This window comes from Actinoplanes sp. NPDC024001 (assembly GCF_040638955.1).
Classification (GTDB): domain Bacteria; phylum Actinomycetota; class Actinomycetes; order Mycobacteriales; family Micromonosporaceae; genus Actinoplanes.
Window position 1 is genome coordinate 1 of record NZ_JBEZZB010000081.1, and the last position, 22,998, is coordinate 22,998.

The window sequence follows — 22,998 nt, forward strand, 5'->3', positions numbered from 1 at the left end:
TGCACCGTTGGAGGCCTTCATCTGTTCACAAGATCCGTTGCCGATCGTCAGATCGAGTGGTCACACTTGCTCGACCAACGTCCCCGGACATCACACCTAGTCGGCATGTGGCTGATCGCCGGCGACACCGCCGGCGCCGACCGGGCCAAGCTGCAGATCGAAGCGCTCAAGTACGGCCTCGGGTTCGTCGCCGCGGCCGGCGCCGCCGCCGCACTGTTGCTCGCCATGCGCCGGCAGCGGCTCTCCGAGCACGCTCACCACCTGGAACTGCGGAAACAGGACCACGCGGAGCAGAACACCGAGCGTTCGCGGGAACTCGAGCTGCGCAAGCAGGAACACGCCGAAGCGGACGCGGCCGAGCGCCGGGTGACCGAGCTGTACACCAAGGCCGTCGAACAGCTGGGCCACGCTGATGCCGCGGTCCGCCTGGGCGGGCTGTACGCACTGGAGCGGCTGGCGCAGAACAGCCCCGAGCAGCGGCAGACGATCGTCAACGTGTTGTGCGCATACCTGCGGATGCCTTACACGCCACCAGCCGAGGCGGAAGCGCCGCTTCTTGCGCACTCGCACCAGGAGCTCCAGGTGCGGCTCACCGCCCAGCGCATCCTCACCAGCCATCTGCGGCCGGGCTCCGCGTTCTGGCCCGATGTCGACCTTGATCTGACCGGTGCTTATCTGGTCGACCTTGACTTTGCGCGATGCCGGGTCCGAAACGTGCGGGCCGACAAGGCGGTGTTCCACGGGGACACGTGGCTGGAGAGAGCCACGTTCTCCGGACCGGCGGTGTTCGACGACGCGACGTTCTCCGGGGTTGCGTGGTCCGACGAGGCGACGTTCCTCGGCGAAGCGAGCTTCCGGGCGACGAGGTTCGCCCGGGATGCGTGGTTCACCGCCGTGACGTTCTCCCAAGGTGCGCGGTTCGCGGGAGCGGAGTTCTCCGGAGACGCCGGGTTTGCTCACGACACGTTCTCCGAGATAGCCGGGTTCGGGAGGACGACGTTCTCGGGTGACGCGACGTTCGAGAAAGCGACGTTCTCCAGGGCCGCGGCATTCGACAAGGCGGCCTTCTCTGGGGAAGCGACATTCCGAGCGGCGAGATTCCTCGCGGTGGCCTGGTTCAGGGAGGCGACGTTCTCCGGGAGAGCGAGGTTCCGAAAGGCGATGTTCGCCGGCGATGCCCGCTTCGACGAGGCGACGTTCTCCGACACCGCCTGGTTCTACGAGGTGACGTTCTCCGCGGAAGCCCGGTTCGATGACGCCACGTTCGCCAAGCCCGCGGAGTTCGACGACGCGACGTGGTCAACGCCGCCCTCGGGGTCGTGACCTGGTGGGCGACGGACGAGTCGGCCTGTACGCCGGATTCTGTTCCGGCGACCTCTGGTCGCCGGTGGCGGCCATCCATCTCGGCCTGCCGTTGCCGGCAGGCTCGTGCGGCCTACCCGCAGGCTCGGGCGAGCAGCCCTCGAACGCCTGCGCCGGCCACCGCCCTGCGGCGAGTGGCCTTGCTTGGCCTTGCTCCGGGTGGGGTTTACCGAGCCACCCCGGTCACCCGGGGTGCTGGTGAGCTCTTACCTCACCGTTTCACCCTTACCGGCGCCGCACCGTGGTGCGTGCCGGCGGTCTGTTTTCTGTGGCACTGTCCCGCGGGTCGCCCCGGGTTGCCGTTAACAACCACCCTGCTCTGCGGAGTCCGGACGTTCCTCGGCGATGCCTCGCAGGGCACCGACGCGGCCGCCCAGCCGACTCGTCCGTCGCGCTGCAATCCTACGTCCTGGCTCGATCAAGATCGCAGCGCGGGCGGCACCGGGAGGCCGTAGATTCACTGGCACCATGGATCTCACCTCTGTGCTGCTGCTGGTCGCGGCCGGTGTCGCCGCCGGAGCGGTCAACGCGATTGCCGGCGGCGGGTCCCTGATCACGTTCCCGAGCCTGATCGCGGTGGGGCTGCCGTCGGTCGAGGCGAACGTGACGAACTCGGTGTCGGTGTTCCCGGGTTACGTCTCCAGCGTGGTGGGCAGCCGGGCCGATCTGGCCGGGCAGGGGCGGCGGGTGCGGGTGATCCTGCCGGCGGCGGCCGTGGGCACGGCGGCGGGGTGCGCGTTGCTGCTGCTGACGCCGCCTCGCGCGTTCGAGGTGGTGGTTCCGTTCCTGGTGCTGGGCGCGACGGCGACGCTGGCCTTCCAGGAGCGGCTGCGCGCGCTGGTGGGGCATCCGCGGGCGATGTCGCCGCGCCGGGCGGCGGTGACGCTGCAGTCGGTGGTGTTCGCGGGCTCGGTCTACGGCGGCTATTTCGGGGCGGCGCTCGGCGTGATGTACGTGGCGGCGCTCGCGCTGATCATCGACGAGCCGTTGAACCGGGTCAACGCGCTGAAGAACGTGCTGTCGGTGATGGTCGGCTCGGTCACGCTGCTGACCTTCGCGATCTTCGCGGAGGTCGACTGGGCCGCGGTCGCGCTGGTCGCGCCGGCCACCGTGGTCGGCGGTTACCTGGGTGCCCGGCTGGCCCGCCGCCTCCCGGCGAAGGTCCTCAAATACCTGATCGTGTCGTTCGGCACGGCGATCGGCCTGCTGCTGTTCTGCCGGGCGTTCATCGGATAGGGCCGCCGACCAGCTCCAGCAGGGTGTCCACGGCGTCCTCCTCGTCGAGCCCGTGCAGGCTGCGGCAGGGCAGGGCGCGCAGCGGCCCGGGCGGTTCGGCGGCGTCGAGGCGGACGACGGTGACGCGGTGCGAGGACCGGGCGGCGACGGCGGCCCAGTCGAGGTCGGTGCCACGATGCACGGCGGAGATCAGAACGAGGACCGAATCGGGGCCGGAAAGCGCGGTCGTTATCCGCTGCGCGAAGTCGGAACCGGCGGTTTCGAGGCGTACGACGTGGCCGGCGGCCCGCAGCTCGTGGGCGATCCACTGTGCCCAGGGCTCATCCGGAGCTGCGTGGGAGACGAATATGGGCACGTTGAAAGCATGCCGGATGACGCTCCACTGTGCCCCTTGGGATTCGATGTCCGTCGCTGGAGTGGTGTGAGAATGTCGTCCGTTGACGTGCAACTTGCACAACTCATAGTGTCGATGTGGTGACGGGGGGTGGACCCTAATGGAAACAGGGCACCTGGTCACGGGAACATGCTGACAAAGCAGCCGGAGCCGAGGAGCGCTCGATGACCATCGCGATCGGGATCAACGGACTCGGGCGGATCGGCCGAAGTTTGACCCGGGTGGTCGCCACCATGCCCAGCCCGGGTGTGGAGATCGCTGCGGTGAACGACATCGCCCCCACCGAGAAGCTGGCCTACGGGTTGCGGCGCGACAGCGTCCGGGGCGCGTTCCCGGGCACCGTGACCGCCCGCGGCGACTATCTGGTAGTGAACGATCACGCGATCCGGGCCTTCCACCACGAGCGCCCGGAGCGGATCCCGTGGGCCGACGAGGGTGTTGACGTCGTCATCGAGGCCACCGGCCTGTTCCGGGCGGGCAGCGCGGCGCGGACCCACATCACGCACGGTGGCGCCCGCAAGGTGGTGATCAGCGCGTCGGCCGACGACCCGGACGCGTTCCTCGTCTTCGGGGCCAACCATCACAGCTACAACCCGGCGGTGCACGACGTGGTCTCGCCGGCCTCGTGCGGGGTCAACGCGCTCACCGTGATGGCGAAGGTGCTGCTCGACCGGTTCGGCCTGAGCTCGGTGAACACCTCGGTGATGCTGGCGACGCAGGGCTGGCAGCGGGTGCAGGACTCGGTGATCGGCACGTCGCGTGACGACCCGCGGCTGGGCCGGGCCTCCGGGGAGAGCATCATCCCGCACAACTACGTGGTCGGGGACCTGGTGCGGGTGGCGCTGCCGGAGATCGGCGAGATGCGCTACAGCTACTACTGCGTGCCGACCCCGGTCGGTTCGCTGGCCGAGCTCTCCGGCCAGACCGACCGCCCGGTGACGGTCGAGGAGGTCAACCGGGCGATGGCGGAGGCGGCGGCCGGGCCGTTGCGCGGCATCCTGGCCTATGACCCGGACCCGACCGTGTCGATCGACGTGAAGAACAACCCGGCGTCCTGCCTGTTCGACCCGTCCGGCACCCAGACCACGGCGGACGGCGGGGTGAAGGTCCGCGGCTGGTTCGACAACGAGTGGGGCTTCTCGAACCGATTACTCGACATCGCTCGCCTCGTGGGGGAGCGGTTACCCGTCCCATCCAGCCGGGTCAGCTGGAGTGTCGCCTAGGCTCGGAACCGATGATCGACATTTCCGAGGTGCACGAGGCCGCCCGCCGGGTGGCGGGGCGGATCCGCCGTACCCCTGTGGTGCAGGCCGGGCCGGACCGGTGGTTCAAGCTCGAGTTCACGCAGCATGCCGGGTCTTTCAAGACCCGCGGCATGTTCAACCAGATCCTCGCCGGTGATCCGCCGGCGGCCGGCATCGTGGCCGCCTCCGGCGGCAACGCCGGCCTGGCGGCCGCCTATGCGGCGCGCGAGCTGGGCGTGCCGGCCGAGGTTTACGTTCCGGTCACCGCCCCGGCGGTCAAGGTGGCCAAGCTGAGCAAGCTGGGCGCGCGGGTGGTCCAGGTCGGTCAGGAGTACGCCGAGGCGTACGCGGCCGCGACCGTCCGTGCCGACGAGACCGGCGCCCTGTTCTGTCACGCCTACGACGACCCGGCGATGGTCGCGGGCAACGGCACGCTCGGCCTGGAGCTGCGGGAGCAGCTGCCGGACGGCTTCGACACCGTGCTGGTGGCGGTGGGCGGCGGCGGCCTGATCGCCGGTGTGATCGCCGCCCTGCGTGACCACGCGCGGATCGTCGCCGTCGAACCGGTGACCTCGTGTGCCCTGCACGCGGCGCTGGCGGCCGGCGAGCCGGTGGACGTGCCGGTCTCCGGGGTGGCCGCCGACTCGCTGGGGGCGCGCCGGGCCGGGCGGATCGCCTACGAGCTGGCCGCGGACGCCGGGATCACCTCGGTGCTGGTGCCGGACGAGGCGATCGTGGAGGCCCGCCGGCGGCTCTGGGACGACTACCGGATCGTGGTCGAGCACGGCACCGCGGCGGCGCAGGCGGCCCTGATCTGCGGCGCCTACCGGCCGGAGCCGGGGGAGCGGGTGGCGGTTCTGCTGTGCGGCGCCAACACGGATCCGGCCGATCTGACCTGATTCGCCCGCGCGGCGGCGCCGCGTCGGCGAGGCTCACCTCGTGACCGAGGAGAACCAGATCAGTTCGGTACGCCAGTTCCGCCGCTTCGCCCTCGCGGTCTGTGTGGTGGGCGTGCTCGTCCAGCTTCTGCTCACGGCCTACTACCTGGGCATGGGACACCGGGCCGCGCCGCACGACCTGCCGGTCGGGCTGATCGCCGCCGAGGCGGACCGCGCCCACGTCACCGGGATGCTGGAGGAGGACGGCGCGTTCGCCGTCACCGACTACACCTCGGCCGACCGGCTGCTGACGGCGATCCGGGAGCGGGACGTCTACGGCGGGGTGGATCTCACCGGTGACCGGCCGATGCTCTACGTGGCCGGGGCGGCCGGCGCCTCCGCCGCGTCGCTGCTGCGCACCACCTACGCCGGGATCATGCAGCAGCAGAAGGCCCAGCAGCTGGCCGCGCTCGGCGAGCAGATCCCGGCCGCCCGGGCCCAGGCGCTGATCGCCGCGCCGGCGGTGACCGACGTGGTGCCGTTGCCGGCGGACGACGTCAACGGGGTCTCGCTCGGCTTCCTGACCCAGGCGCTGTCGCTGGGCGGCACGATCGCCTCGATGGGGCTGGGGCGGTTGATCCCGCGCACCCGGCGGTCCTGGAAACGCGGGGCCGGACACCTGGCCACGCTGGTCGTCTACGCGGTCGGGTCGGCGGCCGCGGTGCTCTGGTCGATGAGCTGGTTCGGCGTGGGTGCGGGCGCTGACCGTACCGAAATGTTGTTGATCTTCTCGTTGATCTCGCTCGCGGTGACCGGGTCGACGGCCGGCGCCGTGGCGCTGGTCGGGCCGGCCGGCGCGCTGGTCGGCGCGTTCTACTTCACGGTCGGCACGGTGATCTCCGGGGCCAGCATCCTGCCGGAGTTCCTGCCGGCCTTCGGCCGTCACCTCGGGGAGAACCTGCCCACCGGCGCGGGCGTGCAGGCGGTGCGCGACAACCTCTACTTCCCGGACGCGCCGATCGGCCGCCACCTGCTGGTGCTCGGCCTGTACGCGGCGATCGGCTGCCTGATCGTGCTGATCACCAACATCCTGCCGAACCGGGGCGACCGGACCTCCGAGGTCGATCTCGCGGCGACGGTACGTTTTTCCGCGGCCGAGCCTCAGATTTCCGGGCGCACGCCGAACGAACAGTCGTGGGAATCGAGGGAGTGAACGCGCGCATCGCCGACATCCAGAGCCGGATCATCGCGATGCAGACTCAGCAGGCCACCACCACGGCGGCGCGGACCGCCACGTCCGGCGCCGGCGGCACGAGTTTCGCCGCGCACCTGAAGAGCGCCGTCGCGTCGACGGCGGAGAACCACTCGCACTCGCACGAGGTCAACGCCAAGGGCATTCCGGTCGACCTGGCCGGGTTCGGCAACGGCCGGATCCCGGAGAACGCCCTGGGCCGGGTCGGCAACACCAGTCACAAGCTCTGGGCGCCGGCCGCGGAGAACCTGAACCGGATGATCGAGGACGCCAAGCGCGAGGGTGTCACGATCGGCATCACCGACTCGTACCGGCCCTACGCCGAGCAGGTCGACCTGGCCCGGCGCAAGGGCCTGTACTCCCAGGGCGGGCTGGCGGCCAAGCCGGGCACCAGTGCGCACGGCTGGGGCATGGCCACCGACCTCGACCTGAACAACAAGGCGCTGAGCTGGATGCGCCAGAACGCCGAGAAGTACGGCTTCGTGGAGAACGTGCCGCGCGAGCCGTGGCACTGGGCCTATCGCCCGAAGGGGTGAGCCTAGGCGCGGCAGATGATCTCGCCGTGCGGGATGATCAGCCAGCCGTCCGGGTCGTCCGCCCAGCGCCGCCAGCCGTCCGAGATGCGTTCCAGGTCGGCCCGGGTGGCCGCGCCGGTCCGCAGCGCGGTGTCGGCCATGTCCGATTTCAGGATCCGGTCCGCCCAGAGGCCGCCCCACCAGTCGCGGTCCTCCGGGTCGGCGAAGCACCAGACCGACGCGGTCGCGGTGACCTCGGTGAAGCCGGCCGCGCGGGCCCAGGACAGCATCCGCCGCCCGGCGTCCGGCTCGCCGCCGTTGCCGCGGGCCACCCGCTGGTAGAGCGCCAGCCACTCGTCCAGCTCGGGCAGCTGCGGGAACCAGGTGAAGCCCGCGTAGTCGCTGTCGCGGGCGGCGACCACGCCGCCCGGCCGGGTGACCCGCCGCATCTCCCGCAGCGCGGCCACCGGATCGGCCACGTGCTGCAGCACCTGGTGGGCGTGCGTCACGTCGAAGCTGTCGTCCGGGAAGTCCAGCGAGTGAACGTCACCGACGGCGAAGTCCACGTTTGCCAGATCGATGGCGTCGCGGGCCAGGCTGAGCGCCTCCTCTGTGCGCTCCAGCGCGGTGACCCGGCCGGGTGTGAGACGCCTCGCCAGGTCAGCGGTGATGGTGCCGGGGCCGCATCCGACGTCCAGCAGGGAAATTCCGGAGGAAAGATGCGGCAGCAGGTATGCCGCCGAATTCTCTGCGGTGCGCCAGCGGTGTGAGCGCAAGACCGACTCGTGGTGCCCGTGGGTGTACGTCGCCATGCCCTCGAAGCTAGACCCCTGATCTTCAAATGTGGGACACCTATCCCACATGATGAACAACATGATTTCTTTGTTCGCAGTTCAGGCCGTATTTTGGTGCCCATGAGGATCGGCATTGTGGGTGCGACGGGACAGGTCGGTGGCGTCATGCGCCGCATCCTGGCCGAGCGCCAGTTTCCCGTTGACCAGCTCCGGCTCTTCGCTTCCGCGCGCAGCGCGGGCCGCACCATCGCGTGGGGCACCGGCGAGGTGACCGTCGAGGACGCCGCGACCGCTGACTACCGCGGTCTCGACATCGTGCTCTTCTCCGCCGGCAAGGGCAGCTCGAAGGAGTACGCGCCCCGGGTTGCCGAGGCCGGCGCCGTCGTCGTCGACAACTCCTCGGCCTACCGGATGGACCCGGAGGTGCCGCTGGTCGTCGCCGAGGTCAACCCCGACGCGGCCCGGCAGCGTCCCAAGGGCATCATCGCCAACCCGAACTGCACGACCATGGCCGCGATGCCGGTGCTGCGCCCGCTGCACGACGAGGCCGGCCTGGTCTCGTTCATCGCCACCACCTACCAGGCGGTCGGCGGCGCCGGGCTGGCCGGCGTGGCCGAGCTCGACGAGCAGGTCAAGAAGGTCGCCGACCGGGCGACCGAGCTGACCCACGACGGGTCCGCCGTGGAGTTCCCCGAGTCCAAGGTGTTCCCGAAGCCGATCGCGTTCAACGTGATCCCGCAGGCCGGGTCGTTCGTCGACGACGGCAGCTTCGAGACCGACGAGGAGCAGAAGCTCCGCAACGAGAGCCGCAAGATCCTGGCGCTGCCGGATCTGCTGGTCTCCGGCACCTGCGTGCGCGTGCCGGTCTTCACCGGCCACTCGCTGCAGGTCAACGCCCGGTTCACCCGGCCGCTCACTCCGTCGCGCGCCCGTGAGATCCTGGCCGGCGCGCCCGGTGTGGAGCTGTCCGAAGTGCCCACCCCGCTGCAGGCGGCCGGGCGGGACCCGTCCTATGTGGGCCGGTTCCGGGTCGACCCCACGGCGGAGAACGGGCTGTCGTTCTTCATCTCCAACGACAACCTGCGCAAGGGGGCGGCGCTCAATGCCGTACAGATCGCGGAGCTGGTCGCCGCCGAGCTGAGCTGATCTCTCGCGTTTCCGAACCGTCCCGGCCGTCTCGGCCGGGGCGGTTTTGTCGTTTTCTGAGGGATACACATTTGAAATCTGGGCTTTTTGGCACGAATCGGTAGCGCTTGGCCGGTTTTAGCGGCACAGTGATGGAATGAACGACAGTGGGCTCGGCGGAGCAGGCTACTTCTGGTGCCTCCGCGACCACCGGGTGGAAAGCGGGGACGACGTGTGCCCCGCCCAATACCGGCTCGGTCCCTACGCCACGGCTGACGAAGCGACGCGGGCACTCGAAACGGTCGAGAAGCGCAATGCCGAGTGGGATGCCGAGGACGCCCGCTGGACAGGGGAGGCCAGCTAAACGCCCGGTGCCGGGATTCCAGCCGGAACCGCGCATCTCCAGGCGCGGACGTGCCCGCAGTCATTCGCAAGGAGGAACACCTCGATGCCCGCTGCCTCGATGCCTGCTGCAAAGAAGGCCTCGACCAGACCCGCCGCCTCCGGCGCCGGATCAAAAAGCAAACCCCAACCACCAAGCACCGGTACGGCTGGCCGCACGCGCGCCGTGGCAGCGTCCAAACCGGCCCGCTCTGCTGCTGCTTCCGGCGTGAAGTCTGCTGCCCGGCCCGCCAAGGCGACGTCGCAGGCGATCCCGGCGGCCCGGTCCGGTAAGGCGGCTGCCAAGCCGGCCACCGCGGCCGGTCGGCGCGCTGGCGGGGCTGCGGCGCCTGAGCGGGCTGTCGCGGGCAAGGCCGCAGCCGGGTCGAGGGCTGTGGCGGGGAAGGGTGCGGCGGCTGGCAAACGGACCACTGCCGGTGGGCCGGGGAGCAAGGGCGGGGCTGTGGTGAAGCCGCGCGTGCCGGCGTCGGGTGGCGCGTCTGCCAAGACCGCGCCGGCTAAGGCTGCGTCTGCCAAGGCCGCGGGAGTCAAGGCTGTGTCTGCCAAGGCCGCGCCGGTTCAGGCTGAGTCTGCCAAGGCCGCGGGAGTTAAGGCCGCGTCTGCCAAGACTGCGGCGACCAAGGCCGTGTCCGCAAAGAGCACGCCTGCTAAGACGGCGGCGGCCAAGGCCGTGGCCGCTAAGAGCACGCCTGCTAAGACCGCGTCTGGCAAGACCGCGCCGGCCAAGGCGTCCGTTTCGGTCGCCAAGCCCTCGGCAGCGAAGAAGGTCGCGGCCGCGACGTCGTCGGTGAAGAACCGAAGTGGATCAGCCTCGGTGACGGTGAAGGCACCGATCGCCGGCAAGTCTGCTGCGGTGAAGAAGGCCAGCGGCGCGATCGGGGCCGGAACCGCCAAGGTGGGACGTGCTGGTGCGGTTGCCGGCGCTTCTGCGAAGCCGGCAGCCAAGCCAACAGGTGGCAAGAGCACGACCCTCAAGGGTGCGGCCGGCGCGAATGCCAAGACAGCGGCTGCCAAAGCGGTCGGTGCGAAGACTGCGGCCGGTAAGACTGCGGCGACCAAGGCGCTGACCGGCAAGACCGTGGCTGCTGCTGGCAAGAGCGCAGTGACGAAGACGGTGGCCCCCAAGGTCGTCGGTAAGACCGCGGCGACGAAGTCGGTGGCTGGCAAGGCCGTGGCTGCCAAGGCCGTTGGTAAGACTGCGGCGACGGAGTCGGTGGCTGGCAGGGCCGTGGCTGCCAAGGGCGCGGGTAAGGCTGCGGCTGTCAAGGTGACTGCTGGTAAGGCTGCGGCTGTCAAGGCGACTGCTGGTAAGGCTGCGGCTGTCAAGGCGACTGCTGGTAAGGCTGCGGCTGCCAAAGCGACTGCTGGTAAGGCTGCGGCTAGCAATGCAGCCGCCGGTAAGGCCGTGACCGCTAAGGCAGCCGGCAAGGCTGCGGCTGCGAAGCCGGGCGCGGTGAACGCCGTAGCGGCGAAGAAGCAAGGGGTCGCCACCCCGGCCGCCGCGAAGCGAGCGAGCGCCAAAACAGCGCCGGCCGGGAAGATCCCGGTCACGAAGGGCGTGGCCGCCAAGGCGGCGCCCGCCACGAGAGCCGTTGCGCCGGCGCAGGCGAGCCGGGCATCAGGCAAGGCCGCTCCGGCGCCGCGTAAGACATCCGGAACCGCGGTCAAGGCGTCCAGCCGAACCACTGCGGCAGCGAGTGCCCCGAAAGCCCGGTCTGTGGCCGGCGCGAGCCGAGCCGTTCCCCGGACGGTTGCGTCCGGACGGTCGACGGCAGCAGCCACTCCTGCTCCGCGCACGGGGCGGGCCAAGACGGGTTCGGCAGTCGCGGTTCCGGCCAGTCGCTCCCGGCAGAACTCCAGATCAGCGCCGATCACGGCCCGTGCCGGATCCGTTTCCGAGACCACCGGGCGTGGCAAGAGCAACGCTGGATCCGCGGTTGCCGGGCGTGGCAATAGCGCCGGATCCGCGGTTGGTGGGCGTGGCAAGAGCAACGCTGGAGCCGCGGTTGGTGGGCGTGGCAACAACGCCGGATCCGCGGTTAGTGGGCGCGGGAAGGGCAATGCCGGTACCGCGGCTGCTGGGCGTGGGAAGAGCAACGCCGGCGCGGGCTCGGCGAAGGTAAGCGTGCCGGTTCGGTCTATTGCTGAGGCGGCGGGCAAGCGGGTGGCGGGCCGGGCTGGTGCTGCGGCCGGCGGCCGGGCTGCCAAGCCCCGGCGCGTCGCGGCCGCGATGAGCAACATGCCGAAATCGCAGATCACCGTCTCCACCGATGATGTCCGCGAGAACGACGAGACCGGCGTGGTCGACGCCGCCTCGGTGGCGGACGTTTCGTTCGCGGGTGGCTGGTTCCGGCCGCAGGACGACGAGGCACACCCGGACCGGGACTCCGACCAGTGGGGAGCAGACCGGCCCGACCTGGAAGCTCTCGGCACCGCCGACGCGGACGACGACCGGCCGAAGGTGGTTCGGCCCCTTCGCGACGGTGACGTGCCGGCCGGGCTGACGCCGGCTTTCCAAGCCGTGTCGACATCGAACCAGGACGACGAACCGGCCCCGGTCGCGGTGGGCGTGGCCCGGGTGCCGAACCTCACCGAACCGGACACCATGCCGGTGAGCAGGGAGACCGGCTCTCCCGAGACGGCGCAGAACGGTGCCGGCCGGACCGCCGACACCCCCGCCGCCGAGGAACCGGCGGAGGCGTCCGGCGTCCAGGCGAGCGAAGTCGTCGCCAAGGCTGCGGGCACCGCGGCAAAGGCGGCCGGAGCGGCGGCCCACGCCGCTGAAGCCGCGGCCTGGGCTGCGGAGAACGCGGCCGAAGCCGCAGAGGAGGCGGCGGAAGCGGCAGAGGACGCCGCCGAAGCCGGCGCCGAAGTCGAAGCCGAGGTGGAAGCCATCACGACGACGCCCGCCGAACCAGCGCGCCCCCGGCGGACCAGGGCGACCAGCGCCGGGTCCAACACCGAGCGAACCGGCGCCGGCTCGAAGACGACCCCCACCGGTTCGCAGGCCGCAGGCCCGGAATCGGTCGGCGGACGCGAAGCTCTGACCCGGGCGACCAAGGCGGTCGGCGCGAAAGCCAAGGCCACAGCCGCCAAGGCGGCCGGCGTCAAGGGTTCCGGGGCGCGCAAGACAGCCGTGACCACCGGAAGCGGCGCATCCACCGCAGACGCTGGAACGGCCCCGACCGGGACAAAGGCCGCGGGCAAGGCCAGCTCGAAGGCCACCGCGTCCAAGTCCACCGGTACCCCATCGAGGGCGACAGCCACCAAGACCGCCGAAACCGGATCAGAGGTCTCCGGATCGACGGCGACAGGCGCCAAGGCTGCGAAGTCTGGGGGCGGAACAGCCACCAAGACCGCCGGTACCAAGGCTTCAGGAGCGAAAGCGCCCGCTGCCAAAGCAATTGCCACCAAGGCAACGGGCACCAAGGCGACCGGTACCAAGGCGACCGGTACCAAGGCGACCGGTACCAAGGCGACCGGGACCAAGGCGACGGGGACCAAGGCGACAGGGACTGGCGCTCGGGCGACTGGCGCTAAGGCCACGGGTGCGCAGGCCGCCAAGGCCAGCGCCACGAAGGCAACGGCAACCGCAGCGAAGACGACCGCAGCGAAAGCCACCCCGGCCAAGGGCGCGGCCGCTAAGACAGCTGCGGCCAAGGCCGGTTCGTCCACCGTGACTGGGACTCGGGCAGCCGGCTCGAAGGCGACAGCGACTAAGGCGGCACCGGCGAAGGCGACCGCGACCAAGGCAGGGACTCGGAGCACCGCGACAAAGGCGGCCGGAACCAAGGCCGTAGGGGCCAAAGCTGCCGGGACGAAGGCTGCCGGGACCAAGGCCACAGCTGCGAAGACCGCCGCAGGGACCAAGGCCACGGCTGTGAAGACCACCGCGACGAAGGCGGGGGCAAAGGCCGCGGGGACCAAGGCTGCAGGGATCAAGGCGACGGGGACGAAGGCCGCTGGGACCAAGGCCATGCCGGCGAAGGCGACCGCTGCCAAAGCAACTAGCGCACGGGCCGGCAAGGCGACGGCCGGTGGCCGGGCGGGGAGCAAGGCGACGGCCGCAACCAGGGCTGGTGCGGTCAAGGCAACGGCGTCGAAAGCGGCCACTGCCAAGGCGAGCGGTACCAGAGTGACGGCAGCGAAGGCGGCGGGAACCAGGACGGCGGCCAAGGCGACAGGCGCGAAGGCGACGGTGGCTAAGGCTACGGGCACCAAGGCGGCTGCGGGGGTCAAGGCGACCGGGGCCAAGGCGTCGGCGAACAAGGCCACCGGGGCCAAGGCCACTGCGGCCAAGGCGGCGGGCACCAAGGCCACGACGGCGAAGGCGGCGGGCACTAGGGCCACGACGGCGGGCACCAGGTCGGCGGCGAAGGCCTCTGGTGCAAAGGCAACCGCTGCCAAGGCCACAGCGGCCAACGCGGCCGGGACCAGGGCGGGCACGAAGGCAACCGGCGCCAAGGCGATGGCAGCCCGGGCCGGCGGGACCAAGGCGACGGCAGCGAAGGCTGCGGGGACCCGGGCGGCGTCCAGTGCTACAGGTACGAAGGCGACGGGTACCAAGGCTGCGGCGGCTAAGGCGACGGGTACCAAGGCTGCGGCGGCTAAGGCGACGGGTACCAAGGCTGCGGCGGCTAAGGCGACGGGTACCAAGGCCGCGGCGGCTAAGGCGACAGGCACCAAGGCCGCGGCGGCTAAGGCGACAGGCACCAAGGCCGCGGCGGCTAAGGCGACAGGCACCAAGGCCGCGGCCGCTAAGGCGACAGGCACCAAGGCCGCGGCGGCAAAGGCGACGGGAGCTAGGGCGACAGCGGCGAGGGCTGCGGGAACCAAGGCGACAGCGGCCAAGGCGACAGCGGCCAAGGCGACAGCGGCCAGGGCGACCGGGACCAAGGCAACGGGGACCAGGGCGGCTGCGACGAAGGCGGCCGGGACCAAGGCGAGCGGGACCAAGGCGGCCGGGACCAAGGCGAGCGGAGCCAAGGCGAGCGCTGGCAAGGCTGCCGGGGCTGGGCGGGGCAGCGGGCGGGCCGGCGCTGCGGCACCGGCCAAGACGACGGTGGCGCGGGCCAAGGCTACGGCGGCCAAGGCGGCCGCGGTGGAGAGTGCGGTTCACGCGGCGAAGGCGGCTGTCTCCAAGGCGGCCCGGGCTGCGGAAGCGGCGGTCGCCGAGATGGAGGCCGAGGTCGGCAGCGTTTCGGCTACGGCCAAGCGGGTGGTCAAGGCTACGGCTGAGGTCGCGGCCGAGACGGGGACCCGGCGGGCGGCCAACCGGTCGACGGCGGCCAAGGCCGGAGCTGGGCGGGCGAACACCAGGGCCGCCAGCACTGCCGCGAGTGGTAGGTCGGATACCGGCAACGCTGCCAACGGCAGGGCCGCCGGTAAGGCGGCGGGTGGTAGGTCGGCTACTGGCAACGCGGCAGCCGGTAAGGCGGCGGGTGGTAGGTCGGTTACCGGCAATGCGGCAGGTGGCAAGGCCGGCGGCAAGGCGGCGGGTGGCAGGTCGGCCACCGGGAACGCGGCAGCCGGCAAGGCCGGGAGCGGGAAGGCAACCGCGGGGAAGGCAGAGCAGGCCGGCCGGAACGTGGCCAAGGGGGGCGGCGTCACCCGTACCTCGGGGGGCAATGCCGCGCGCACCGGAACGCGGGTGGCGGCGCGCAAGAAGTAGGGCGATGACGGGCCGCGCCGGAAGGTGCGGCCCGTCGTCGTGTTGAAGGCCGGCCTGGGGAGCGGCGCGCGGCGAAAAGGGCGGGGCGGGGCCGGGCCTGGTAGGAATGGTCGGTGCCGATCAAACGGGTGTTGGCGCCGCAGATCGACTTCTCCGTGCTGCGGCGGGAACTGAGGCTGCCGGGTGAGTTCCCGGCCGCGGTGATCGTTGAGGCTGAGGAAGTGGCGCGGGTGACGCCGCTGCCGGGGGTGGATCGCACCGACGTTCCGTTCCTGACGCTTGATCCGGTGGGTTCTCAGGATCTCGACCAGGCCATGCATCTGAGCCGGCGTGACGGCGGGGGATACCGCGTGCGGTATGCGATCGCGGACGTGGCGACCTATGTGCGGCCGGGTGGGGCTATCGAGGCGGAGAGCTGGGTTCGGGGGCAGACGATCTATCTGCCGGACGGGCGGATTCCGCTGCACCCGCCGGTGCTCAGCGAGGGGGCGGTGAGTCTGCTGCCCGGCGTGGAGCGGGCCGCCGTCGTGTGGACGATCGACCTGGACAGCGCGGGCGAGACGGTTGCCGTGTCGCTGGAGCGGGCCCGGGTTCGCAGCCGGGTCAAGCTGGACTACGCCGGGGTGCAGCAGCAGATCGAGGCGGGGACGGCGCCGGAGCCGGTGATCCTGCTGACCGAGATCGGGACGTTGCTGGCGCGGCGGGCGGCCGAGCGGGGCGCGGTGGATCTGCCGCTGCCGGCGCAGGAGATCGAGCGGGACGGGGACGGCTGGCGGCTGGTGCTGCGGGCGCCGCTGCCGGTGGAGGAGCACAACGCGCAGATCTCCCTGCTCACCGGTATGGCCGCGGCCCGGATCATGCTGGACGGCGGGATCGGCCTGCTGCGGACCATGCCGGCGCCGAAACCGGAAGCAGTGGCGAAACTGCGGATCGCGGCGGAAGCGCTCGACGTGCCGTGGCCGGCCGGCGCGCCGGTGTCCGTCGTGGTGGCCTCGGTCGATCCGGCCAGCCCGCACGGTGCGGCCTTCCTGGACCAGGCGGCCGACCTGCTGCGCGGCGCCGCCTACACGGCGTTCGGCGTGGCCGCTGACGCTGCAGTCGAGCCGAACGGCGCGGCGAAGCCGATCACGGATCGGGCGGCGGCCGGGCACGGCGCGGCGGAGCCGGTCAACGACCGGGCGGCGGCCGGGCACGGCGGGGCGGAGGCGATCAGCGACCGGGCGGCGGCCCGGCACGGCGGGGCGGAGCTGATGAAGGACCCCGCGGCGGCCGGGCACGGTGGGGTGGGCGCGCCCTACGCGCACGTCACCGCCCCATTGCGGCGGCTTGCTGATCGGTACGCGACCGAGGTGTGCCTGGCCCTGCACGAGGGCCGCCCGGTTCCGGACTGGGCACGGGACGCCCTGCCGCGTCTGCCCAAGGCGATGGCCGCCACCGACCGGCTCGCCTCGGCGGCCGACCGTGGCGCGATCGACCTGGCCGAGGCGGTGCTGCTGGAGCACCGGGTCGGTGAGACCTTCGAGGCGGCCGTGCTGGATCTGGACGAGCCGTCCGCGAAACGGCCGCCCGGCGGCACGGTCGCCGTGGACGACCCGGCCGTGCGGGCCCGCTGCCTCGGGGAACTGCCGCTCGGCCGGCGGGTGCCGGTCCGGCTGACGGTCGCCGACCCGGGCACCCGCACGGTCCGGTTCGAACTGGCCTGACCGGTACGGGGACGGTGCTCGTCCCGTACCGGAAAGGGTTTTAGAAGGTGTGTTCGGCGGCGGGGAACTCGCCGCCGCGGACCTCCGCGGCGAATTGCCGCGTGGCCTCGGCGAGCGTGCCCGCGAGATCGGCGTAACGCTTCACGAAGCGCGGCGCCTTGCCGGTGCGCAGCCCGGCCATGTCCTGCCAGACCAGCACCTGCGCGTCGGTGTCCGGGCCGGCGCCGATGCCCACGGTGGGGATCGCCAGCTCCTTGGTGATCTGCTTGGAGACCTCGCCGGGCACCATTTCCAGGACCACCGCGAAGGCGCCCGCGTCGGCGACCGCGCGGGCGTCGGAGATCACCTCGGCGCCCTCATTCTCCCGGCCCTGGACGCGGTAACCGCCGATGGTGTGTTCCCGCTGCGGGGTGAACCCGATGTGCGCCATCACCGGGATGCCGGCGCTGGTGATCGCCTCGATCTGCGGCGCCATCCGGCGGCCGCCCTCGAGCTTGACGGCGTGGCAGCCGCCCTCCTTCATGAACCGCACGGCCGTGCGCAGGGCCTGCGTGGGGCCCTCCTCGTAGCTGCCGAACGGGAGGTCGCCGACGATCAGCGCGGTTCTCGTGGCCCGGACCACCGCCTTGACCAGCGGGAGCATCTCGTCGACGGTGACCTGCACGGTGGTCTCGTAGCCGTAGACGTTGTTGGCCGCCGAGTCGCCGACGAGCAGGACCGGCACACCGGTCTGGTCGAAGATCGACGCGGTGTACATGTCGTAGGAGGTGAGCATCGGCCAGCGGTCGCCGCGGACTTTCGCGTTGATCAGGTCGCGGGTGCGGACTCGACGGGTGGGCGGGCCACCGTACAGGGTGGGAATCTCCGACATTTGGTAAATCTCCTTCCCTCGAGGCCGCGCGGATGCGGTCCCCGGGTGCGCACATCGTCGCACCGGGAACCGGCCCACGGTCAGGGTTCAGTGGAAGTTCTCACAGCCGTCCGACCGCCCCGCCCGCCGCCCCTGAAGCGGACTAAAGGCTCTGTCCTTCGCGGAACCCGTTCGTGATAGGCAGACGCCGATCCCGGCCGAACGCCTTGCCGGAGATCTTGGTGCCGGGCGCGGCCTGCCGCCGCTTGTACTCCGCGATGTCGATCATGCGGAGCACCCGGTCCACCAGGGCCGGATCGTTGCCGGCCGCGACCAGCTCGGCGCGCCCCAGGTCGTGGTCGACATAGCCCTTGATGATCGGGTCGAGGACCGCGTAGTCCGGCAGCGAGTCGGAGTCCTTCTGGTCCGGGCGCAGCTCGGCGCTGGGCGCCTTGGTGATCGAGTTCTCCGGGATCGGCGGGTCGCCCTGGGTGTTCCGCCAGCGGGCCAGCTGCCACACCATGCTCTTCGGCACGTCCTTGAGCGGGTTGAAGCCACCCACCGAGTCGCCGTAGAGGGTCGAGTAGCCGACCGCCAGCTCGCTCTTGTTGCCGGTGGTGAGGACCAGGTGGCCCTCCTGGTTGGAGAGCGCCATGAGGATCACGCCACGGACCCGGGCCTGCAGGTTCTCCACCGCGAGTCCGGAGAGCGACATGTTCGCCAGGAACGAGTCGACCATCGGCTGGATCGGCTGCACCCGGTAGTCCAGGCCGGTGCGCTTGGCCAGGTCGGCCGCGTCGTCCTTGGAGTGCTCCGAGGAGTAGCCGCTCGGCAGCGAGACGCCGACCACCCGTTCCGGGCCGAGGGCGTCCACCGCGATCGCCGCGACCACCGCCGAGTCGATGCCGCCGGAGAGGCCGAAGACCACCGACGGGAAGCGGTTCTTGTTGACGTAGTCGCGCAGGCCGAGGGTGAGCGCCGACCAGACCTCGGCCTCGTCGGCGACCCGGTCGGCGATCCCGCCGTCGCGCCGGCCGGTCAGCGGGCTCAGCGCCTGATCGACGGTCACGACGGTCACCGCCATGTCGTCGTCGATCGCCTGCTCGAACGCCGGTGCGGCCGCGTCCGTCTCGCCCGGCGCGTTCGGGGCGGCGTCCGCGGCCGGCAGGTCCAGGTCGTGGACCAGCAGCTCCTCGGTGAACTGCCCGGCCCGGGTGAGCAGCGTCCCGTCCGGTGCGACGATCATCGAGTCGCCGTCGAAGACCAGCTCGTCCTGCCCGCCGACGGCGTTCACGTACGCCACGGTGGCCCCGGCCTCGGCGGCCCGCCGCTGCACCAGGGGCAGGCGGACGTCGTCCTTGTTCAGCTCGTACGGCGAGGCGTTGATGTTGACGACCAGCCCCGCGCCGGCCCGGCGAGCCGCGGTGAACGGACCGCCGGCCTGCCAGATGTCCTCGCAGACGGTCAGCGCCACGTCGACGCCGCCGAGCCGGACCACGGTCAGCTCGGTGCCCGGCTCGAAGTAGCGGTCCTCGTCGAACACGCCGTAGTTGGGCAGGTGGTGCTTGAAGTAGGTGGCGACCACCGCACCGCCGTGCAGCAGCGCGGAGGCGTCCCGCCGGCCGGTTCCCGGCGTGGCGTCGGCGCTGGTGGCGGCCGGGCCGTCGGCGTCCACGTAACCCACCACCACGGCCAGGTGGCCCAGCCCGTCCGCGGCCAGGTCGGCGGCGAGGGTGCGCAGTGCCTGCTGGGAGGCGGAGACGAACGAGTTGCGGAAGACCAGGTCCTCGATGGGGTAACCGGTCAGCATCATCTCCGGGAAGGCGACCAGGTGGGCCCCGGCGCCGGCCGCTTCCCGCGACCAGTGGCGAATCGCGGTCGCGTTGCCGGAAATGTCACCGACTGTCGAGTTCACCTGAGCGAGGGCGATGCGCAGCGTTGGCATGCCCCACATTCTTACCCGGGCCATCATCACGGGGCGCGGCCAGCGTAGTCTCGGCGGAAAGGATCGACACCGGCACACGAGGGGTGGCAGTGGACCGACAGCAGGAGTTCGTGCTTCGCACGCTCGAGGAGCGCGACATCCGTTTTGTCCGCCTCTGGTTCACCGATGTGCTGGGCACCCTGAAGAGCGTGTCGGTCGCGCCCGCCGAGCTCGAGTCCGCCTTCGAGGAGGGCATCGGCATCGACGGCTCGGCGATCGAGGGCTTCGCCCGGGTCTACGAGTCGGACATGGTCGCCATGCCCGACCCCACCACCTTCCAGGTCTTCCCGTTCGAGGGCGGCGCCAGCGGCGAGAGCGCGCGGATGTTCTGCGACATCCTGCTCCCCGACGGCAGCGCCGCCTGGGCCGACCCGCGCCACGTGCTGCGCCGGGCGCTGGCCAAGGCCGCCGAGAAGGGCTTCACCTTCTACACCCACCCCGAGGCCGAGTTCTTCCTCGTCCAGGACGGGCCGAACGACGGCTCGGTGCCGGTGCCGGTCGACAGCGGCGGCTACTTCGACCACACCACCCACGCCGTGGCCCGCGACTTCCGCCGGCAGGCCGTGCTGGCCCTGGAGCGGATCGGCATCTCGGTCGAGTTCAGCCACCACGAGGTGGCGCCCGGCCAGCAGGAGATCGACCTGCGCTACGCGGACGCCCTCACCACGGCCGACAACATCATGACGTTCCGGCACGTGGTCAAGGAGGTGGCGCTCTCCCAGGGGGTGCGGGCCACCTTCATGCCGAAGCCGTACACCGATCAGCCCGGCTCCGGCATGCACACCCACCTGTCGCTGATGGAGGGTGAGCGCAACGCCTTCTTCGACAGCGAGGACCCGCAGCGGCTGTCCAAGACCGCGCGGGCGTTCATCGCCGGCCTGCTGGTGCACGCCCGGGAGTACACGGCGATCACCAACCAGTGGGTGAACTCCTACAAGCGGCTCTTCCCGCTGCAGCTGCCGGACCGGATCACCGAGTCCCCGGCGTTCGTCTGCTGGGGCCACCTCAACCGGTCCGCCCTGGTCCGGGTGCCGGCGTTCGGCAAGCCCAGCTCGGCCCGGGTCGAGGTCCGCTCGATCGACTCCGCCGCCAACCCGTACCTCGCCTTCGCGGTCATGCTGGGCGCCGGCCTCAAGGGCATCGAGGAGGGCTACGAGCTGCCGCCCGGCGCCGAGGACGACGTCTGGTCGCTGTCGCCCGCCGAGCGCAAGGCCGCGGGTTACGACGCGCTGCCGGAGAACCTGTCCGAGGCGATCGACGTGATGGCCGGCTCCGAGCTGGTCGCCGAGGTGCTCGGCGAGCACGTCTTCGACTTCTTCCTGCGCAACAAGCGCGCCGAGTGGGAGCAGTTCCGCCGCGAGGTCACGCCGTACGAGCGGCAGCGCTACCTCGGCGCGCTGTAACCGGGCGCCGGGCGGCGGCGGACCGATGAGCCACCGCCGCCCGACCGGTTCGGCTGCCTGCGCTGGGGTGGGGGCACCCCGTTGTCAGCCGACCCGGGATGGCATCCGATGAACCGCCCGTTCCCCATGAAACAGTTCACCGGATGCCGGTCTGTGCTGGTAGGAACGCCGCTCCCGGCGGTGCCGGTCCCGGCAGGAGGGTTCCCGCCGGTCCCGGTCCCAGCGCCGGTCGCGGCGGACGTCGGTGGATCGTCGCGGGCAGCCCGGCGTACGGCTCGGCGCCGCGGACTTGCGTGACGCGGTGGGCTTCGGCGACGCGGGCGGCGGGGTGACCGAAGGCTTGACCACCGCGGTCGAGGGCACCACCGCGGTCGAGGGCACCACCGCGGTCGAGGGCACCACCGCGGTCGAGGGCACCACCGCGGTCGAGGGCACCACCGCGGTCGAGGCCACCGGCGCGGGCGGACCGGCCGGCTCGCGCAGGGCGCCGGTGTTCGCCGCCAGCGCCATGCCGCCGACCGTCACCGTCGTGGCGAGCGCGGCCGCCGCCAGCTTCAACGTCAACAGCCGGGCCGGCCACGAACCGCCGCCCACCCGGCCCGGAGCGGCAGCCCGGAACGCGGCCACCGCGGCCTCCTCACCGGCCAGCTCGTGCGCGGTGCCCGGCGCGGTCGCCGCGGCCAGCACCTCGCTCAGCGGATGCCCGGGTGGCAGCACGATCGGCCGTACCCCGTCCAGGTCTTCCCGGTCCATGCCGCTGCCTCCTCCCGCGCCGGTCATCTCATCTCCCTCAGCGCCGGGCCCGGCGAAGATGTCACCGGATCCCGGGCGGCCACCCGCTGGGCGAGCTGCCGCAGCCCGCGGTAGGCCGCGGTGCGCACCGCCCCGGCCCGGCGCCCCAGGATCTCGCCGGTGCGGCGGGCGTCCAGACCGACCACCACCCGCAGCATCACGGCCTCCGCCATCTCCGGCGGCAGCGACGCGATCAGCGCTATCGCGGCGTCGGTGGTGACCAGCTCCAGAGCCCGGTCGGCGGTGTCGTCGCCCGCGCTCACCTCGTCGAGCTGCTCCAGCGGGGCGCTCACCTGCGGGCGGCGCCGCTGCGCCCGCAACAGGTCCATCGCCCGGTGCCGGGCGATCGTCGCCGTCCACCCGCGGAAGCCGTCCCAGTCGCCGGAGAACGAGCGCAGATCCCGGGCGATCTGCAGCCACGCCTCAGAGGCGACGTCCTCGGCGTCGTCGCCGACCAGCACCCGCAGGTAGCGCAGCAGGGCCGGTTGCTGCCGCCGGTAGAGCAGCCGGAACGCGTCCTCGTCGCCGGACCGGGCGGCGCGCACCAGGGCGTCCGGGTCCTCCGGTGCCACCATCCGCGACCTCCGCGCGTCTCGCCGGCGGGCCCGCGACAGACGCGGGCTCCTTGAGTTACAGCGCCTACGGACGGAAAAGTGTCACCGCAACATCGGGTGACAGGGCGACGTCCGATCGACGTGCTAGATCGTCTCCGATACGGTCTGGACCTGACATCACGCGACAAGGGAGAGGCCGTGCTTCAAGATCTGCTGGAGGGCGCCGGGCGAAGCATCGTGTTCGGGCTGATCGGCATCGGTTTGATGGCCGTCGGTTATGTGCTGGTCGACCTGCTCACGCCGGGCAAGCTGAAAGACCTGATCTTCGTCGAGCGCAACCCGAACGCTTCACTGTTACTGGCCGCCAACCAGCTCGGCATCGCCGCGATCGTGTTCACCGCGATCTTCACCAGCTACGACTCGTTCGGCGAGGGGCTCGCCTCCACGGTGCTGTTCGGCCTGGTCGGCATCGGCATCATGGGCCTGGCCTTCCTGGTCCTCGACTGGATGACGCCGGGCAAGCTCGGCGAGGTCATCTGCACACCGGAGCGCCACGGCGGCGCGATGGTCAGCGCGGCCTCGCACTTCGGCGCGGCCCTGATCGTCTGCGCCTGCATTTCCTGACACCGGCGTGGGAGCGCGCCTCACTCCGAGGCGCGTTCCTTCCCGGTACGGCCTGAGCACCATCGCGGCCCGCGTGCCCCTATGGGCCCCGCCGCCGCCTTAGAACGGCGACGCCGCCCACCTCGGCCGAGCGGCCGCCCTGCCACAGCCTGCTACCCACGTCCTCCCTCCGGCGCTCCACTCGCGCAGTAACGGTGAGCAACCGCGGGAGGGCA

General features: G+C 71.4%; 18 protein-coding genes and 1 other RNA gene. 12 read left to right on the forward strand and 7 right to left on the reverse strand.

Annotated elements, in window-relative coordinates; all coding sequences use genetic code 11:
• The first annotated feature begins 105 nt into the window (after positions 1–105).
• Positions 106–1,323: a pentapeptide repeat-containing protein gene (locus AB0F81_RS28415; RefSeq protein WP_360202065.1), complete on the forward strand. Its 1,218-nt coding sequence runs from the start codon at positions 106–108 to the stop codon at positions 1,321–1,323.
• Between the two features lie 12 nt (positions 1,324–1,335).
• Here AB0F81_RS28415 and rnpB read toward each other — a convergent pair.
• Positions 1,336–1,747, reverse strand: an RNA gene (rnpB, locus tag AB0F81_RS28420) — RNase P RNA component class A.
• A gap of 83 nt (positions 1,748–1,830) precedes the next feature.
• Between rnpB and AB0F81_RS28425 the strand changes: the two genes are divergently transcribed.
• Positions 1,831–2,598: a sulfite exporter TauE/SafE family protein gene (locus AB0F81_RS28425; RefSeq protein WP_360202067.1), complete on the forward strand. Its 768-nt coding sequence runs from the start codon at positions 1,831–1,833 to the stop codon at positions 2,596–2,598.
• Here AB0F81_RS28425 and AB0F81_RS28430 read toward each other — a convergent pair.
• Positions 2,588–2,953 carry a toll/interleukin-1 receptor domain-containing protein gene (locus AB0F81_RS28430; RefSeq protein WP_360202068.1) on the reverse strand — a complete coding sequence of 122 codons (366 nt, stop codon included), beginning with the start codon at positions 2,951–2,953 and terminating at the stop codon, positions 2,588–2,590. The two genes, AB0F81_RS28425 and AB0F81_RS28430, sit on opposite strands and share 11 nt — an antisense overlap.
• A 203-nt stretch (positions 2,954–3,156) precedes the next feature.
• On the opposite strand from AB0F81_RS28430, the gene AB0F81_RS28435 reads away from it, so the two are divergent.
• The 4 genes from AB0F81_RS28435 to AB0F81_RS28450 are packed head-to-tail and all read left to right on the forward strand — an operon-like array spanning position 3,157 to position 6,902.
• Positions 3,157–4,215 (forward strand): type I glyceraldehyde-3-phosphate dehydrogenase, encoded by a 1,059-nt coding sequence (locus tag AB0F81_RS28435; RefSeq protein ID WP_360202070.1) that lies wholly within the window; start codon positions 3,157–3,159, stop codon positions 4,213–4,215.
• An 11-nt stretch (positions 4,216–4,226) separates the two neighbouring features.
• Positions 4,227–5,135: a threonine/serine dehydratase gene (locus tag AB0F81_RS28440; protein ID WP_360202072.1), complete on the forward strand. Its 909-nt coding sequence runs from the start codon at positions 4,227–4,229 to the stop codon at positions 5,133–5,135.
• Between the two features lie 40 nt (positions 5,136–5,175).
• Positions 5,176–6,327, forward strand: coding sequence for an ABC transporter permease (locus tag AB0F81_RS28445; protein ID WP_360202074.1), 1,152 nt, complete (start codon positions 5,176–5,178; stop codon positions 6,325–6,327).
• Positions 6,309–6,902: a M15 family metallopeptidase gene (locus AB0F81_RS28450; RefSeq protein WP_360202076.1), complete on the forward strand. Its 594-nt coding sequence runs from the start codon at positions 6,309–6,311 to the stop codon at positions 6,900–6,902. Before AB0F81_RS28445 ends, AB0F81_RS28450 begins: the two co-directional genes overlap by 19 nt.
• A 2-nt stretch (positions 6,903–6,904) precedes the next feature.
• Here AB0F81_RS28450 and AB0F81_RS28455 read toward each other — a convergent pair whose 3' ends face one another.
• Entirely contained in the window at positions 6,905–7,693 is a 789-nt protein-coding gene (locus tag AB0F81_RS28455; RefSeq protein ID WP_360202078.1) for a methyltransferase domain-containing protein, read from the reverse strand.
• A 102-nt stretch (positions 7,694–7,795) separates the two neighbouring features.
• On the opposite strand from AB0F81_RS28455, the gene AB0F81_RS28460 reads away from it, so the two are divergent.
• From AB0F81_RS28460 to AB0F81_RS28475, 4 genes are all read left to right on the forward strand, one after another.
• Positions 7,796–8,821, forward strand: a complete 1,026-nt coding sequence (locus AB0F81_RS28460) for an aspartate-semialdehyde dehydrogenase (protein ID WP_360202079.1) — start codon at positions 7,796–7,798, stop codon at positions 8,819–8,821.
• Positions 8,822–8,957: 136 nt separating this feature from the next.
• Positions 8,958–9,164, forward strand: a complete 207-nt coding sequence (locus AB0F81_RS28465) for a hypothetical protein (RefSeq protein ID WP_106316737.1) — start codon at positions 8,958–8,960, stop codon at positions 9,162–9,164.
• 480 nt (positions 9,165–9,644) lie between these two features.
• Complete coding sequence (locus tag AB0F81_RS28470; RefSeq protein ID WP_360202082.1) at positions 9,645–14,873, forward strand: hypothetical protein; 5,229 nt, start codon at positions 9,645–9,647, stop codon at positions 14,871–14,873.
• 113 nt (positions 14,874–14,986) lie between these two features.
• Positions 14,987–16,576, forward strand: a complete 1,590-nt coding sequence (locus tag AB0F81_RS28475; protein WP_360202083.1) for an RNB domain-containing ribonuclease — start codon at positions 14,987–14,989, stop codon at positions 16,574–16,576.
• Positions 16,577–16,616: 40 nt separating this feature from the next.
• On the opposite strand, the gene panB is transcribed toward AB0F81_RS28475, so the two are convergent.
• Positions 16,617–17,447: a 3-methyl-2-oxobutanoate hydroxymethyltransferase gene (panB, locus tag AB0F81_RS28480; protein WP_360202085.1), complete on the reverse strand. Its 831-nt coding sequence runs from the start codon at positions 17,445–17,447 to the stop codon at positions 16,617–16,619.
• Positions 17,448–17,589: 142 nt separating this feature from the next.
• Complete coding sequence (locus AB0F81_RS28485; RefSeq protein WP_360202087.1) at positions 17,590–19,371, reverse strand: NAD+ synthase; 1,782 nt, start codon at positions 19,369–19,371, stop codon at positions 17,590–17,592.
• An 89-nt stretch (positions 19,372–19,460) separates the two neighbouring features.
• Between AB0F81_RS28485 and AB0F81_RS28490 the strand changes: the two genes are divergently transcribed.
• Positions 19,461–20,813 carry a glutamine synthetase family protein gene (locus AB0F81_RS28490; RefSeq protein WP_360202089.1) on the forward strand — a complete coding sequence of 451 codons (1,353 nt, stop codon included), beginning with the start codon at positions 19,461–19,463 and terminating at the stop codon, positions 20,811–20,813.
• An 84-nt stretch (positions 20,814–20,897) separates the two neighbouring features.
• On the opposite strand, the gene AB0F81_RS28495 is transcribed toward AB0F81_RS28490, so the two are convergent.
• Both AB0F81_RS28495 and AB0F81_RS28500 read right to left on the reverse strand, forming a co-directional pair.
• On the reverse strand, positions 20,898–21,566 hold the full coding sequence (locus AB0F81_RS28495) for a hypothetical protein (protein WP_360202091.1): 669 nt from the start codon (positions 21,564–21,566) through the stop codon (positions 20,898–20,900).
• Between the two features lie 23 nt (positions 21,567–21,589).
• The gene (locus AB0F81_RS28500) at positions 21,590–22,180 is read right to left on the reverse strand and encodes an RNA polymerase sigma factor (protein ID WP_360202093.1); all 591 of its coding nucleotides are present in this window, start codon (positions 22,178–22,180) and stop codon (positions 21,590–21,592) included.
• 177 nt (positions 22,181–22,357) lie between these two features.
• Between AB0F81_RS28500 and AB0F81_RS28505 the strand changes: the two genes are divergently transcribed.
• Positions 22,358–22,783, forward strand: a complete 426-nt coding sequence (locus AB0F81_RS28505) for a DUF350 domain-containing protein (RefSeq protein ID WP_360202095.1) — start codon at positions 22,358–22,360, stop codon at positions 22,781–22,783.
• Positions 22,784–22,998 lie beyond the last annotated feature (215 nt).